At 59.7% G+C, this 15518-nt stretch carries 12 protein-coding genes and 2 pseudogenes; 7 read left to right on the top strand and 7 right to left on the bottom strand.

Translation table 11 applies throughout. The features are described 5' to 3' along the window. Positions 1-679: 679 nt before the first annotated feature. Positions 680-1651 carry an SDR family oxidoreductase gene (locus FJV80_RS22745; RefSeq protein ID WP_095794086.1) on the bottom strand — a complete coding sequence of 324 codons (972 nt, stop codon included), beginning with the start codon at positions 1649-1651 and terminating at the stop codon, positions 680-682. Between the two features lie 401 nt (positions 1652-2052). Continuing rightward, a pseudogene (locus FJV80_RS22735) lies at positions 2053-2367 on the bottom strand (integrase core domain-containing protein); the annotation flags it as partial. A gap of 464 nt (positions 2368-2831) precedes the next feature. On the opposite strand from FJV80_RS22735, the gene FJV80_RS22730 reads away from it, so the two are divergent. The 3 genes from FJV80_RS22730 to FJV80_RS22720 are packed head-to-tail and all read left to right on the top strand — an operon-like array spanning position 2832 to position 7668. Further along, positions 2832-4781, top strand: coding sequence for a PrkA family serine protein kinase (locus FJV80_RS22730; RefSeq protein WP_095789967.1), 1950 nt, complete (start codon positions 2832-2834; stop codon positions 4779-4781). 19 nt (positions 4782-4800) lie between these two features. Further along, positions 4801-6111: a YeaH/YhbH family protein gene (locus FJV80_RS22725; RefSeq protein WP_095789966.1), complete on the top strand. Its 1311-nt coding sequence runs from the start codon at positions 4801-4803 to the stop codon at positions 6109-6111. 12 nt (positions 6112-6123) lie between these two features. Further along, positions 6124-7668 carry a SpoVR family protein gene (locus FJV80_RS22720; protein ID WP_142877465.1) on the top strand — a complete coding sequence of 515 codons (1545 nt, stop codon included), beginning with the start codon at positions 6124-6126 and terminating at the stop codon, positions 7666-7668. A 1460-nt stretch (positions 7669-9128) separates the two neighbouring features. Here FJV80_RS22720 and FJV80_RS22705 read toward each other — a convergent pair. After that, the gene (locus FJV80_RS22705) at positions 9129-9446 is read right to left on the bottom strand and encodes a hypothetical protein (protein WP_095789964.1); all 318 of its coding nucleotides are present in this window, start codon (positions 9444-9446) and stop codon (positions 9129-9131) included. Between the two features lie 281 nt (positions 9447-9727). Beyond that, a complete protein-coding gene (locus FJV80_RS22700) occupies positions 9728-10201 on the bottom strand; it encodes a hypothetical protein (RefSeq protein WP_142877464.1) in 474 nt (157 codons plus the stop codon). 181 nt (positions 10202-10382) lie between these two features. Between FJV80_RS22700 and FJV80_RS22695 the strand changes: the two genes are divergently transcribed. From FJV80_RS22695 to FJV80_RS35170, 4 genes are all read left to right on the top strand, one after another. Further along, positions 10383-10583 (top strand): hypothetical protein, encoded by a 201-nt coding sequence (locus tag FJV80_RS22695; RefSeq protein ID WP_095789961.1) that lies wholly within the window; start codon positions 10383-10385, stop codon positions 10581-10583. 314 nt (positions 10584-10897) lie between these two features. Beyond that, positions 10898-11500, top strand: coding sequence for a diguanylate cyclase (locus tag FJV80_RS22690; RefSeq protein WP_095790034.1), 603 nt, complete (start codon positions 10898-10900; stop codon positions 11498-11500). Positions 11501-11844: 344 nt separating this feature from the next. Next, positions 11845-12171, top strand: coding sequence for a DUF768 domain-containing protein (locus tag FJV80_RS22680; RefSeq protein ID WP_095789958.1), 327 nt, complete (start codon positions 11845-11847; stop codon positions 12169-12171). Positions 12172-12703: 532 nt separating this feature from the next. Further along, the gene (locus FJV80_RS35170; protein WP_246689019.1) at positions 12704-13417 is read left to right on the top strand and encodes a divalent metal cation transporter; all 714 of its coding nucleotides are present in this window, start codon (positions 12704-12706) and stop codon (positions 13415-13417) included. Here FJV80_RS35170 and FJV80_RS22670 read toward each other — a convergent pair. The 3 genes and pseudogenes from FJV80_RS22670 to FJV80_RS35715 form a co-directional block, all read right to left on the bottom strand. Further along, a complete protein-coding gene (locus tag FJV80_RS22670) occupies positions 13362-13730 on the bottom strand; it encodes a hypothetical protein (RefSeq protein WP_095789957.1) in 369 nt (122 codons plus the stop codon). The genes FJV80_RS35170 and FJV80_RS22670 overlap by 56 nt on opposite strands. A gap of 763 nt (positions 13731-14493) precedes the next feature. Further along, positions 14494-14904 (bottom strand): hypothetical protein, encoded by a 411-nt coding sequence (locus FJV80_RS22660; protein ID WP_095789956.1) that lies wholly within the window; start codon positions 14902-14904, stop codon positions 14494-14496. Positions 14905-15434: 530 nt separating this feature from the next. Then, positions 15435-15518 (bottom strand): annotated as a pseudogene (locus FJV80_RS35715) (oxidoreductase); the annotation flags it as partial.

The following is a 15518-nucleotide window of genomic DNA, read 5'->3' as shown; positions in this document are numbered from 1 at the left end:
ATCGAATCAATGAAATGCTTAGGCCCTGTCTTCCATTAGCATGAAACCTGCCGGCTCTAAATCTCAATTGATTATCGGGAACTGGCCCCCGCAACCAAGGTCGAGTGTTTCAACGGGTTCAAAAACGATCCAGACAAGCCAGTTCTCATTCCAAATATCTACCGATTTCTCAGCTGCCGGAAATCAGCCAAGCCTGGCTGAGCCGAACTTACCAATTGGCCAGGACACTTGTGGCATCAGACGTCCCGCGAGGCCGAGATGGGTGTTTTCGTGGATCTCATATTGCCGGGTGACTAGAAAGGCTCATCGAAGCAGCAGCGTTCTCACGGGTGTCACTTGTCACTCCTAAATCCCTGATCCGCGTGGACAGCCATTGCGGCCACGTGATCGAACATCTTTTTTCAGATGCTTGCTCATGAGCACTGTGTGGTCTTCGGAGCCTCCCTGGAATCGTAGACGAAGCCTTCGATGGCTCCCCGGAACTGCTTCACGGCGGCGCTTGGGGTAGTTCCAGCGAGATGGACATAGTTGCTAGCCAAGAACAGGCCAGCGCGTGAAAGGCGTGCTCAAGAGCCATCCGTCGCCAAGGCTATGAAGTACATATCACCGACTTTTCGCCGGGTCGCTGCCTGCCACATCGACCGACCACTGCCGATCAGTCGAGGCAATCGCCTCTCTGTCAATATCCGCCGACGACCGGCAGTATCTCGCCGGTGATGTAGCTCGAGCAATGTGGCGAGGCGAGAAACACATAGGCCGGTGCGAGTTCTTCCGGCTGCGCCGGCCGCTTCATCGGTGTGTCCGCGCCGAACTTTGAAACGTCACCGGCCTCCTTGTCCGAAGGGTTGAGCGGGGTCCATACCGGACCCGGTGCAACCGCGTTCACCCGGATGCCCTTGCCGAGAAGATTGCCGGAAAGGGCGCGGGTGAAGGCATGGATGCCGCCCTTGGTCATGGAGTAGTCGACCAGCGCCTTCGACCCGTCTATGCCGGTGACCGAACCGGTGTTGATGATGGCCGAGCCCGGCTTCATATGCGGCACGGCTTCCTGTGCCATATGGAAATAGCCGTAGAGGTTGGTCTTCAGCGTCGTGTCGAAATGCTCTTCGGTCAGTTCTGCGAACTCGCTTGAATGAATCTGGAATGCCGCATTGTTGACCAGCACGTCGATGCGGCCGAATGCCTTGACCGTTTGCGCCACCGCGTTGCGGCATTCGTCGCGTTCGCTGACGTCGGCCTTCACCAGGATACAGCGCCGTCCCTCCGCCTCGACGGCGGACTTTGTCGCCCTGGCGTCCCTGTCCTCGGCCAGATAGACGATCGCAATGTCGGCGCCCTCGCGGGCGAACAGAACCGACACCGAACGGCCGATGCCGGAATCGCCGCCGGTGATCAGGGCCACTTTGCCGTCGAGCTTTTTTGATCCGAGATAGTAAGGCGCGTCGTAAAGCGGGGCCGGCTCGATCGCCCACTCTTTCCCAGGCTTTGGCTGGTGCTGCTCCGGGAAGGGCGGCTCCGGATATTGTCTGGCACCCGCTTGCATGGCGCCTTGTTGTTTGGCTTTGGATTTCGATTTGTCCTTGGCATCGATGTTGCGCTGGATGTGACGCTGCTTGGCCGCCTTGCCGGCGATTTCCGATTTCATCTGCATGACTGTCTCCTGATCTGGAGAACGAACAACGCCCATCATACAAAAAGGTTTAAATCGTTTACGTTATTCCTTTGGAGTTCGCCGGGTCGTCAGCGCCCTGTTCCTATTACGAACAACAAGCAGTCGCGGGTCAGTTTCCCGGAGCGCTGCCTGGATTCGGGAACCCGACGGCGGGGCACAAGCGACCTTGTTTCCGCATTTTTCGGACCCAAGCGCGCCATTGCTCTCACATAGCTTCTGGCACCAACAGGACGCCTCGAAGCGTTTCTCCCGGGCAGCCGGTCGGGCTGTGCCGGAGGAATACATCATGGGTTTGGCCACGATCCTCATCATTATCTTGATCCTCGATGCCGGGCGCTCTCAGTGGTCTGGGAGGCGGTCCGTTCTACGGGACCGGCTAACTAGGTGTTTAGTCCCGGCATTTGCTGGAGCGGATTAAGCCTGAAGCGTTCGGGCTGTGTGGCCCACGCTTTGCAGATGAACTCGTAGGATGTGAGACCATTGAGGGTCTTGAGCCTACGAGCAAAGTTGTAGGCCGAGACGAAGTCGGCGAGGTGCTGACGGAGCTGATCGTGGCCCTCCTAGTAGAAGCGCTTGACGGTAGCGTCCTTGATGGTCCGGTTCATTCTCTCGACCTGGCCGTTGGTCCACGGGTGCTTGGCCTTGGTGGTGCGATGCTCGATGTCGTTCCTGGCGCAGGCGAGCTCGAAGGCATGGGCACGGAAGAGCTCGCCGTTTGCGATCGCCTCCTTGATCAGCGGGACAGGCTTCCGACCCCTTCGCACTGACCACACGCGGCCAGTACACAGACGTTACAGCCGGCAAAGGGTGGCGAGGTCCTCATCGCGACACAGTGGGATGGCCAATCGAAGGTCGCGGACAATTGTCGAAGGGCGCGCGTTTGCAGCTCTGCCTGGCACAACGCCTCTTGGCGCGCATCTATCGGCCCACCCGTTCGATCATGACTTCGGCGCGGGTTGCGTGCTGGCACTGGCGCAGAAGCGATGGTCTCGCCACGCTGACAGGTGTTGGTAGCACCAGAGCATTTTTCGACGCAGTCGGCGTCTGCCGCGGTGGTGCCGGATTGCATGCACTCTCCTTCCCGTGAAGGGAACCACAATGCATTCCGGTAGTTAAATAGGCGGATGAGCCGATTGGCAGCCTGTCGAGGCAAGGCATCATGCGCGAGAATCAATCAGACGTCTTCGATCTGTTTTCGGAGATTTATTCCAACGCGGCCCAGGAAGAGATCAGCCTCCAGCAATATCTGTTAGCCTGCCGCGAGGACAAATCCATGTATGCCTCGGCCCCGGAACGCATGGTCGAGGCAATCGGCGAGCCAAACCTGGTTGATACCAGCAAGGACGAGCGGCTCGGCCGCATTTTCTCCAACCGCACCGTCAAAGTGTATCCCTCCTTTTCCGACTTCTACGGAATGGAAGACACGATCGAGCGCATAGCCGGATATTTCCGCTACGCCTCGCAAGGCCTCGAGGAGCGCAAGCAAATCCTCTATCTCCTAGGCCCGGTCGGCGGCGGCAAATCCTCGCTCGCCGAACGGCTGAAGAAGCTGATGGAGCAGCGCCCGATCTACACGCTCAAGGTCGGCAACCAGATCAGCCCGGTCTTCGAATCGCCGCTCGGCCTTTTCCATCCCGACCGCATGGGCGATCTGCTGGAAGACAAATACGGCATAGCTCGCCGCCGCCTGAACGGACTGATCTCGCCCTGGGCGGCCAAGCGCCTGGACGAACTGTCCGGTGACATCTCGAAATTCAGCGTCGTCAAGCTGTTGCCGTCACGGCTCCGCCAAATTTCCATAGCCAAGACGGAGCCCGGCGACGAGAACAATCAGGACGTCTCGGCCCTGGTCGGCAAGGTCGACATCAGGCAGCTGGAGAACTTCAGCCAGTCCGATCCGGATGCCTATTCCTACAGCGGCGGCCTGAACCGGACGACGCAGGGCCTGCTCGAATTCGTCGAGATGTTCAAGGCGCCCATCAAGGTGCTGCACCCGCTGCTGACGGCGACCCAGGAAGGCAGCTACAACGGCACCGAGAATTTCGGCTCCTTCCCCTACCAAGGCATCGTCGTTGCCCATTCCAACGAATCGGAATGGCAGCAATTCAAGAACAACAAGAACAATGAGGCCTTCCTCGACCGCATTCTCGTGGTCAAGGTTCCCTATTGCCTTCGCGTCACCGAAGAAAGGCAGATCTACGAGAAGCTGCTGCGCGAAAGCGCACTGGCAAACAGCCCCTGCGCGCCCGAGGTGCTGGACATTCTCAGCCGCTTCACCGTCTCGACCCGGCTTGCCGAGCACGACAATTCGCCGCTCTACACCAAGATGCGCGCCTATGACGGCGAGAACCTCAAGGAGATCGACCCGAAGGCGAAGTCGGTCCAGGAATATCGTGATGCCGCGGGCGTCGACGAAGGCATGACCGGTGTCAGCACGCGCTTCGCCTTCAAGATCCTGTCGCAGACCTTCAACTACGACACCAAGGAGGTCGCCGCCGACCCCGTGCACCTGATGTACATCCTCGAGGAGGCGATCAAGCGCGAGCAATTCCCGAAGGACACGGAAACTGCCTATCTCGAGTTCATCAAGTCGGAACTCGCGACGCGCTATGCCGAGTTCATTGGTCATGAGATCCAGAAAGCCTATCTGGAATCCTATAGCGAATATGGTCAGAACCTTTTTGACCGCTACATCGCCTACGCCGATGCCTGGATCGAGGATCAGGACTACAAGGATCCCGATACGGGGCAGATCCTCAATCGCGAGGTCCTGGACAAGGAATTGTCGCAGGTCGAGAAACCCGCCGGCATCGCCAATCCCAAGGATTTCCGCAACGAAGTTGTCAAATTCACCTTGCGCGCCCGCGCGCGCAACGAAGGCCGCAACCCGTCCTGGACGAGTTATGAAAAGCTTCGCGAGGTCATCGAAAAGCGCATGTTCGGCCAAGTCGAGGACCTTCTGCCGGTGATCAGCTTCGGCTCCAAGCAGGACAGCGTCACGGAGAAGCGGCACAACGAATTCGTGCAGCGGATGGTGGAGCGCGGCTATACCCAGCGGCAGGTCCGCCGGCTGGTCGACTGGTACATGCGCGTGAACAAGGCGGGTTGAGCGACGCCCGAACGGTGCCATGCCGATCTTCATCGACCGCCGCCTGAATCCGAAGGACAAGAGCCTTGGCAATCGCCAGCGCTTTCTCAGACGCGCGCGCGAAGAGCTCAAGCGCAGCATCCGCGACAAGGTCCGCACCGGCGGCATCGCCGAACTGGGCCGCGAGCATGCGGTGCCGATCCCTCGCAAAGGCACCGGCGAACCGACCTTCGGCGACGACAAGGAAAGCGGCCGGCGTCAGCACATCCTGCCCGGCAACCGGACATTCAGCTCTGGTGATCTTATCGCCAGGCCGGGCGGCGGCGGCGGCTACGGATCGGCGCCGGGTACCGCCGAATCCGAAGACGACTTTCGTTTCGTGCTGTCGCGCGAGGAAGTGCTCGACCTTTTCTTCGAGGATCTCGAGCTTCCGGATCTGGTCAAGCTCAACCTCAAGCAGGTACTGAGCTTCAGGCCGAGACGGGCAGGTTTCACGGCAAGCGGGGCGCCGACCAACATAAATGTCGGACGCACAATGCGAAACAGCCACGGGCGGCGCATCGCGCTCAGACGCCCCAAACAGGCGGAGCTCGACGCGATCGTCCACCACATTGCCGAGCTGGAAGCCAAGCCGGCAAGCGCCCTGGTGCGCGAACGCATCGCCGCCCTGCGCGAGGCACTAGATCGGCTCGAGCGCCGGCGCAAGCGAATTGCCTATGTCGATCCGGTCGACATCCGTTTCAATCGCTTCGATCCCCAGCCTGTGCCCAATGCGAACGCGGTCATGTTCTGCCTGATGGACGTCTCGGGATCGATGGGAGAGCGCGAGAAGGATCTGGCCAAACGCTTCTTTGTGCTACTGCACCTTTTCCTGACCCGGCGCTATGAACGCACCGACATTGTCTTCATTCGCCACACCCACGAGGCCCAGGAGGTGGACGAACATACCTTCTTCTACCACACTGAAAGCGGCGGGACCGTCGTCTCCACCGCCCTTGAGGAAATGCACCGCATCATCGAGCAGCGATATCCGGTCGCCGAATGGAACATCTATGCCGCCCAGGCCTCCGACGGCGACAACTTCGCCGCCGATTCCGAGCGCTGCATAGAGCTGCTCGACCGCAAGCTCATGCGGCTTTGCCAATATTTCGCCTATGTGGAAATCATCGACGAGCGGGAAAGCCACATTTTCGGCGCGACCGAGAACGGGACATCGCTCTGGCGCGCCTATAACGCCGTCGACGGCAAATGGCCGAACTTCCAGATGAGGCGCATTGCCTCCCCGGCCGACATTTATCCGGTTTTCCGCCAACTCTTCGCCAAGCAGCCTGATCTACGCAAGAGCGCGTGAGGGACTTCGGCAATGGTCAGTCAGGCGCGTAAGTCCGAACTACTGTTTTCCGGGTCGGACTGGAATTTTGCGAAACTGGCGCGAGTCTACGACGAGATCGAGGCGCTCGGCCTCGAAGAGCTTGGACTCGACATCTATCCGGTACAGATGGAGGTCATCTCTTCCGAGCAGATGCTCGACGCCTATTCATCCGTCGGCATGCCGCTGATGTATCGGCATTGGTCGTTCGGCAAACGTTTCCTCCACGACGAACTTCTCTACCGCAAGGGCGCGCGCGGCTTGGCCTACGAACTGGTTATCAATTCTAATCCCTGCATCGTCTACCTGATGGAAGAGAACACCATGGCCCTGCAGGCCCTGGTGACCGCGCACGCAGCCCTGGGCCACAACCATTTCTTCAAGAACAATCATCTCTTCCGCCAATGGACGGATGCCGGTGGCATCCTGAGCTATCTCGATTTTGCCAAGAGCTACATAGCCCGATGTGAGGAACGGCATGGCCTGACCGCAGTGGAGGCCATCCTGGATTCCGCCCACGCGCTGATGGAGCAAGGCGTCTTCCGTTACCGGCGGCCGCCGAAGCTGTCATCGGAACAGCAGCGCGAAGGGCTGCGCGAGCGCCTCGAATATGAGGAGCGTTCCTTCAACGATCTCTGGCGAACACTGCCGCCCTCGCCGGGAAAGAGTAAGCCAGAAGCCACCGACGAAATCCTTGCAGAGCGGAAGAAATCACTCAAACTTCCGGAGGAAAACCTGCTCTATTTCCTGGAGAAGAACAGCCTCGTCCTTGAGCCCTGGCAGCGCGAGATCATCCGGATCGTGCGCATCATTGCGCAGTATTTTTATCCGCAGCGGCAAACCCAGGTGATGAACGAAGGCTGCGCCACCTTCGTGCATTACACGCTCATGAACACGCTTTTCGACCGTTGCCGCATCAGCGAAGGCGCCATGCTCGAGATCTTGCGCAATCACTCGAACGTCGTCTTCCAGCCGGCCTATGACGACCCTCGCTATTCCGGCATCAATCCCTATGCGCTGGGTCTGGACATGATGCAGGATATCCAGCGCATCTCCACCGCGCCGACTGCGGAGGACCGCGACTGGTTCCCCGACATCGCCGGCCGCGGCGACTGGCGTGACATCTTGCTCGATGCCTGGGCCAACCACCGCGACGAATCCTTCGTCCGCCAATATCTGAGCCCGACGCTGATCCGGAAATGGCGGCTATTCATGCTGGCCGACAGCGCCGACGAGCCGCACTACGAAGTCGCCTCGATCCACAACGAGCGTGGCTATGCCAAGATACGCTCAGCGCTCGCTCAAACCTACGACGTGGGCGCGAGCCGGCCCGACATCCAGGTGATTGACGTCGATCTGCTGGGCGACCGGCGCCTGAGGCTTCAGCACACGGTGAAGAATGGCATCATGCTCGAGGGCGGAAGCCGCGACGCGACCTTGCGCCATATCCGAAACCTTTGGGGCTACGAGGTCAGCATGGTGGCACTGGATGCTGAAACCGGTGCGACGCTCAGCGAACGCTCGACAAAGGAAACTTGAGATCGGAGGCCGCCACCCTCGCCGTGTTTGGCGTCGGCATAGGCGACGCAGCGTTGTCTCAGTGCGCTTGCCTTCTTCCGGCTTGGTCAGCATGTCTTGTAGCCAATGCAGAGCCTGGACGGCTAAGCATTCCTGGTCGGCTCCTTGGGGACATGCAATCAGACTCGTCGAGGGCACAAAGAGCAGCGAGCAACGGCTTTGCTATGCCCGGCAAGCTGTCGAACACAGCTGAAGCCGGAACGTCCTGGTCCACCAAATTGAAAGTGAGCTGTTTGGTCGGAAAGGTAAGACGCTCACCAACTTCACGCTCACGCTTTCCGCCCTCAGTCCGATCTCGTGGCTATTTGACCAGCTACGTCTGCCCGATCTGCCATCAGGTGGTCGATATCGAAGACATCCGGCAGATCATATGGCACCAGCAACCTAAACATGAACTGTTGCAGATGGACGAAAAGCCGTCCGACCGGTTGGCGACCAGGAGCTTCGCCCTATAGTTGTTGTCGCTGAGGTTCTCGATAGGCCGCTGCGCAGGAACTCCTCCCCTCTTGCGGACTGCGGCCTGTCGTTTCAGCGCGGGGCTGGTGGGATGACATAGTTCGTCCGCCAGCCCCATTTCTATCTGCTTGCAAAGCGCCGTTACTATCGCTGGATCGAGGCTGGCGTGTTCGACCGTTTGGTCAAAGCGATCAGCAGTGATCCAAATCTGGAATGGCTGATGAATTGACGCGACTCTTGTTCGCCCGGGCTGCGGGGGCCCGGCGTAAAGGAGAATTTGGAGCCCAGGCTCTCGGCCGCTCGCGAAGCGGATTCGGCACCGTCGTAGGCGCACTCGGCTTCCCGGTCACTTCGAGATCGGGCCCGGCAATCAAAACGACATGGCCTGCCTGTGGACTGGCCGAGGGGTTTGCTGCAGGCCAAATGATCGCCGACCGCTTATGATTTCGATCGACTGCATGATGTGATCCTCGAAGGTGGTGAACCTGTCATCCAGCCGCGGCGCCGTGGCAAGCACCAACACACCTACGACAAGATCGCCTACAAAAACCGCTGGGGCATCGAGGCGTTCTTCGCCCACGTCAAGACGGCGCATCGCAACGGGCTACGGCAAAATCGCTGCCAACGTCCTCCGCTTCCAGCGTAGGTCCGCCGGGAAATGAGAAATAAACGTCGAAATAGGGGATCTGCCGATGGGCAAAATAGTCGCAATCGTCCTCGGCTACCCGCGCCAACGTCAGGGGCGTTTCAATGTCGTAGAAGCAGAACTGTCCCGTGCTCAGCGAAGCAAGATCGTCGAAGATTGCTCAGCCTTAGCATCCGCACAATGGCGTTCCAATGGGAGGGGTGCGTCGTAGGCTGTGCTTTCCAACGCCACAGATGGCCAAACAAACTTCTCAAGCTTGGCATCGCAACAACCTTCTGCGTTATCAAGCCTGAAACGGAGAATGATGTTCCTTCCATTCCTAGCGGAGGGCTGCGGCGAACAGGAAGGCGAGCGCGGGCAGGACAACCAGCCCCAAGATGACCAGGACCGGCCCGTTCCTGCGCGGCTTGAGGTGGGGCGCGTTCTCCGGCGGTCGCATCGCGTTGGCAAAGCTCGCCTGGTTGGTGAAGTTCGGGTTGCGGGTCGCAGCCGGTGCAGCAGAGGTCGAGACACCGCCCGCCTCGGCGTCCGCTTCCTGCGGCACTGCCGCCGGATCGAACCCCGGGGTCTTGTCTTGCGTCCTGCCGGCCTGGATTTCGCCACGGGCCTCGGCGGGTGTACGTTCGTCAGGTGACATTCGGCGCCTCCTTTGCTACCTAAACCCGCATCCGGCCCCGCCGTTCCAACCGCCCTCCTTGAAACCCGGAGGGAACTTTCGGGACTAGGGCAGCTTCCATCCTCGACACCAAGAGAAGGAGGCGGGAATGCAAGTTCTCGACACAGCGATACATGCCAGCCCCGGAACTGTGAGGGTCGAATTTGTCGGCGAGGACGGTGAAAGGTCTCTGTCACGATGGCCGTGTCCGACCCGTTGCTTGACCACGGCGCCCTTGTTGATCGTGCCAAAGAGTTGATGGTTCAGTGCGCCGCGTTTGGCGGCCCGCCTGCACAAGACTTGCGGCGCGAAAACAGGATGGCGGCCGGCCCGGCATCGAGCCGCCAAGCGATACGGGCCAGGATCTCTATACATTCGAATATCGCGAGGGTGGCAGTTTGAGGCGTCTCGAAGGCGTGGAATTGCGCAACCTGGAAGCTGTTCATGATGAAGCGTTGCGGTCGGCGATCGACCTGCTCGACGATGCGGCTGCCGAACCTCTCCAGGACGGCTGGGCAGTTCGGGTTCGTGGCAGCGACGGCGAGATCGTGCTGTCCGTCGGTTTCGATGAGGCAAGGCGAGAAAAGGCAGGAGCCGCCGCAATGGATGGAGCCTAAGGCCATGGACCACCCGACGATGAATCCCTTTATGTCGCTGCACGCGATGTCCGCCGCAAAGGGCGACGGCCAGAGGCCCGAGTTCCTCATCTGCTTGATGCTCGGGCGGCTTTGTTCCACCTGTAATCGAACTTCACCAGGAGACGGGTTTGACCCAGGCCGGTCCAAATCCTGTTAGGGACTTGAAACAGCTCCGAAGCAAAGTGTGGTGCGTTTCCGTGCCGGCGGAGTACGATCAGCCGTGCGACGGAAGAGATGCGCCCGTCAGGGGTCGCCATGGCAGCGCCCTTGGCAATGATCATTGAAGACGTATCTGATTGCGTCGGACGTGGCGAACGGTCTGAAGGAGCGAGGCGATGTCGTCGTGTCCGCCGAGGAACACGAAGGGCACATCGCGCAGCATCAGATCGTCCGCAACGGGGAAAATTTTGCGGCCGTGCAGGTCGATGCTTTGGCATACCCTCGGGCCTGCTCCAGCGTGCCACCGGTCGTCCCAAGATGATCGCGCCCAAGTCGGCGAAGACCGTCGCCAGATTGCTGGCGAGCAGCCACTCGTCCTGCGCGCTCAAAGCTGAAGTCCCCTCAGCGTCTCACACCCGAGCCCTTCAGTTCGCATTCCGACATGGCGAAGCCGTAGCCATAACGCGCCAAAACCGAGGCGCATGACGATGAGGTCATAGGGAAGCACATGCTAGAACGCAGCGACCGGTGAACCGTTCCGGCCGTTCGCTGCATGCACTTCCATCTGGTCGCGGAGGCATGGAACCATTTCGCCGGCGTGCGGTTCGATGGATGGAGGCAAATAGGAGCCGCGTCGTGCTTACCGATCCGATGGTTCTCATCCTGATGTATTTCGTCTTGCCGGTCTGGCTGATCGCTGGCTTTGCCGATTGGCTCTGCCACCGTGCGACCCACATTGAATCCACGACTGGTGCGAAGGAATCGCTCATCCATCTGCTGATGTTCGCCGAGGTCGGGATCCCGCTGCTTGCCGCAATGTTCCTCGAGGTGAACGCCTTCGTGATCGCCGTGATGATCGTCTCCTTCTTCATCCATGAAGGGACGGCGATATGGGACGTGCGTTACGCGACCACCGCGCGCACGGTGAGCCCGATCGAGCAGCATGTGCACAGCTTCCTGGAGATGATCCCGCTGATGGGGCTGGTCAGCGTGGTGGCGCTTCATTGGGGCCAGTTCCTGGCGCTGTTTGGCGCCGGAACGGAAAAAGCTCGCTTCGACCTGATTTGGAAACATCAGCAACTGCCGGTGACATATATTGCCGCCGTGATGATCATTATCGTGCTGTTCGAACTGCTGCCCTATTTGGAGGAGTTCTTCAGAGGCCTGCGCGCCAACTCGGGCGGATTGGTTCCAGCCAAGGCAAAGCGGCACAAGGCCGGCGACACGGCCGCGCGATGAAGCGTCTGATCCTCTCAGCCATTCTGGTCGATAGCGTGCGGCGAAGGCTGCTGGGAACCGCCAGCCGGACGCCCGCTATTCTGGCCAGCCCAAATCCAGAGGGCGATCAGAACGACCACCAGAATGCCGAGCGCAATTGTGATAAGACGCATGAGCGGCTTCCGCCGCCTGGCCTGTTGGCGGCCGAGTCCGAGCCGACGCCAACCGCCGGATCGGGCGCCACTGGACCGCGCTCGGCTTCCGGACTTTCCGGCTCGATCTCCTGGACAGCCGGTCCCAGTGTTTCTGCTGGCGTCGCCCGTTTGGCGTCATCGTCCGGTTATCTCGCGTCGAGGAGGTGATCGATGAACGCGACGAAGGAATTCCTGCGCAGCTGGCTGGAGGAGAATGTCGGCAACTTGCCTGCCGAAACCGAGGTCAGTGTTTCGATGCTGGCGCAGCAATTTGAGCAAGACGCCGATGCCGCCGGCTACGGTCGCGAGGTGCGAGAGCAGGAGGTCGGCAACATTGAAGACGCCATTCAACGTGCGCTGGACAAAATCGGCGAAGATAACAGAGGAGCGGAATCCGGTCCCGAGAAAGAGAATTCATTGGCGCCTGTCGTTGATGCCTTGGAAGCTGTCGATCCCGAACAGGATAATGTCGAGGGCTCGGGGAAGCCGGCTGGCTAGCGGGTCTCCTTGCTCTGCGTCGAGACCACCGCGTCAATAGGTGTCTCCTTCGCGCAAGGCTTCGGACAAAGAGACCACCAACCTCTCCCAGCGTTCCGCCATGATCCTTCGACAGTTTCGAAACTGCCTGGGTGAGCGCTTCGAACTCCAAAAGGCTGAGTGGAGAGTTGCTTCATAGTTCCTTTGTCGCGAGGCGGACGCAACAGGCAATCGGACGCTTCCCACGCTCTTCTGTTCGGTGAGCGCGATAGTCCAGCTTCTGGCGCGCTCAAGTCTTGGCAAGGTCGCGGCTCATGATTGTCCCGATGAGTTGAAAACATTTGCGAAGCTAGGTCGGGCATGGAAACCGGCCCGCCTCGATTGCGCAAATCCCGAGCGCGGAGGCACTTTCCCACGGCTGCGGCTTTCTTCGTGATTTCAACGAGGGGAAGATGTTGCGCACCGTTGCCCGGCCGAGCCGGGCCTTCCTGCCCTCTGCTGGTGATACCGTCGACCATCATTCGAAACTTGCAACCTCGACGGCGAGGCGGCGGTGCTGCTGAGTGATGCCTGGCTGTCCGGCGCCGCTCCGTCCCGCTACGCATCCTCTGTCTTGAAATTTTTTGCCAAGACACTCGCCGACCCCGGCCGGCAAGTGGAATCAGCATTTCAGTCCGACCGGGCAAAGCGCGATGGGCTGGCAGAGGCTCTCACCCAGTGTCGAACGCGGCAAAGCGGGCCAAGGACGGGGTCGAGGCCGAACAGCACGCCGAGGCCGGACAGCCGCAACAGGAGCTTCGCGCCGCGCAAGGCGACTTGGCTACTGCCTATCGACAATATTCCTCGCCGAGCCGATGAAGAAGCTGCTCGAGATCTCGCTCGGTGTCGTCACCAGCGTCGGCGGCTTCTGGACGTCGGGTCGATGGCGGCGGCGGCACAGGCCGGCGCGCTGTTCGGCTTCCAGCTCATCTGGGCGGTCGTGCTCGGCACGATCTGTATGATCTTCCTGGTCGAGATGGCCGGCCGCTTCGCCGCGATCATTCATCACACCATCGCTGACGGCATCCGTGAACGGTTCGGCTTCAATGCGTTTATCTGGCCGCTGATTGCAACCTTGCTGGTTAACTTCCTCGTGCTTTCCGCAGAAATCGGCGGTGTTGCATTGCTGTCGAGCTGGGTAGTGCATCAGTTTGAAATTCTGAAGCGCGGGTCTACTTCCGCACAATCCAGTCCAGCACGCCGGACTGAACGCGTTCGCACCCGGTAAAATCGTAAACCAGGGTCTGGGCGAGATCGCGCCATTGACACTCCGGTGTCTTCATTTCCAAGACCAACTTCTGAAAGACGTTGCGGAGAATGTCGGCATCGAACGCGGACACCGGGTGCTGCTCAACGTTTCTGGTCGCCTCGTCTATCTTGCGCTGGCGCAGCCGCTTTAGAAGGTCGCGTGATGCAGCGACTGCCCGCCGGGACTGGTCCAGATCGCGACGAATTTCGGCGATGTCACTTATAGAGCGATGGCGCGAGACAAAGGTGGCGTCGATCATCGCCCGCGCGATGTCTGTACGGCTTTCGATCATAGCTACCTCCCAATAGCTAGGATTTTAAGTACCTCTATTTAAAGCGGGTCTCCAAGGGATTCAACGTCGGTTTGATACCAAGTAGGCCGGGAGAAGGCGACATTGCTCCAGCAATTTGTCCGTCAAAGCCGGAACCGGATGGTAACGAACGTCGCCGATTTGCAGCAAGGCATCCAGGTCGGGAGCTTCTTCATCCAGGCGCCGTTGCATCATCCTCGTGGCAGGTCGCTGCTCTCGTGTGATCAGCGAACGCCTCTCGATAGATCTGAGCTATGAAGTCGATAATATCACTGGGGCTGGCGCTTGCCGGCGGCAGCATTCGGGCAAGGTCATCGCCTGGATCGGCACCGCGATGTTCACCGCGCTGGCCCTCGGCGCGCCCGACGGATCAGCGCTGTGTACCGCCGGAGGCTTCGCCGCGATTGCTTTTCGCCACCATCGTTCTGCCACTTGCAACGTCTCGCCACGCTTCCGATGCGCGGTATCAGGCCGGCCGGCGCGATGAAAGCGGGGCATCAGAAGTGGGATTTGAACGGCCTCGTAGGCGAGTCGGGTTCACTTTCGGTTTTTGGAGTTGATCAGAATCGCAGCCTCGGGCCGACTAAGCCCGATAGGGGAGCGAGGATAATTTGGCTGAGGAGCAGGTGTCGTGAGCGGGCGTTGTTGCGTTGTGACCACAGAAACAGGCGGGAGCCGGTCAGCCTCGGCTTCCGGCTCCAGCGGCTCATGCCGCCCCTCTATACTACTGCCGAGCACCGTCGATTTAGCGTGTTGCGGTCGATAACCCAGACACCACGCGCTCGCTTGCGCTTGAGAAAACAACAAAGGCGAATACCAGCACGGCGGCAGCCACGATCAGTGAACCTACGGCGACGACGGGTTCAATCGCCGTATAGCCTTGGTGCAGCATCAGATACAGAGCTGGCAGCATTACCACCAATCCGACGTTGTAAAGGCCGTAGTGGACCATTGCGGTTCTCCGCGCTGCCTTTACCGGATTAAGAGCGTAGTAGCCGCCAAAGATAGCGCTTGTGACCCACCCGAGCAGATTGATGTGTGCATGTGCAGGAAATGCACCGTGGTCGCCCGAGATCGCCATCTGCAAGCCGGCGCCGATCCCCAGAATAAGCCATACGATAGCTGTTTTAAAGAAAAGGTCTGAAACCCTAGGCATGACACTTCCTCCCCAGAATGCCGATTTTAACAGGCTGATATTAGAGGTTGCTGAAAAAGCAATGCAATCAAAATCCAAGGACCGTTCCACAAAACCACAAAGGACGGAAACTGGCATAAGTTGCATCCGAGATTGTCGAATTTTACCTGAGCGACCGAGTCTCAACGGCGACGCAGTCTTTCGGGTGACCTATAGGTCACCGGGCGTTGCCGGCACGTAATAAAGCAGAACCAACCTACGGGGTCTTCGTGGCCGGGTCGATTTAGACCGCCGTACCGCGGATTTAGTCCTACGCGGGTCCGACCGGACTGGCCAGGAGACCGCCAGCAAACTCGTGATAAAGCGCCAGGACGACCTCGTGCTGTTTCCAGATCATCAGCGCGCCGCTTACGACCATCAGCGCCACGACGGCCGCGCGGAATTGGCGGCACAACTCATCCGCTCGAGCCATGGACTTGCCGCAAGCGTCGAGAGTGCCGCGCCAAGGCCGGTCGCCAGGCCGAAGAGACCAAGGCCGATCTTCATGGACACTACCTCACGCCAATGCCGGCGGTCAGGCCGCCGTCGATCCTGTAATCGGCGCCGGTGCAGAAGCCGGCTTTTGACGAGCACAG

Source organism: Mesorhizobium sp. WSM4310, from assembly GCF_007003935.1.
GTDB lineage: Bacteria > Pseudomonadota > Alphaproteobacteria > Rhizobiales > Rhizobiaceae > Mesorhizobium.
The sequence above is the reverse complement of the archived record's forward strand: the minus strand, read 5'-3'. Positions and strand labels throughout refer to the sequence as shown.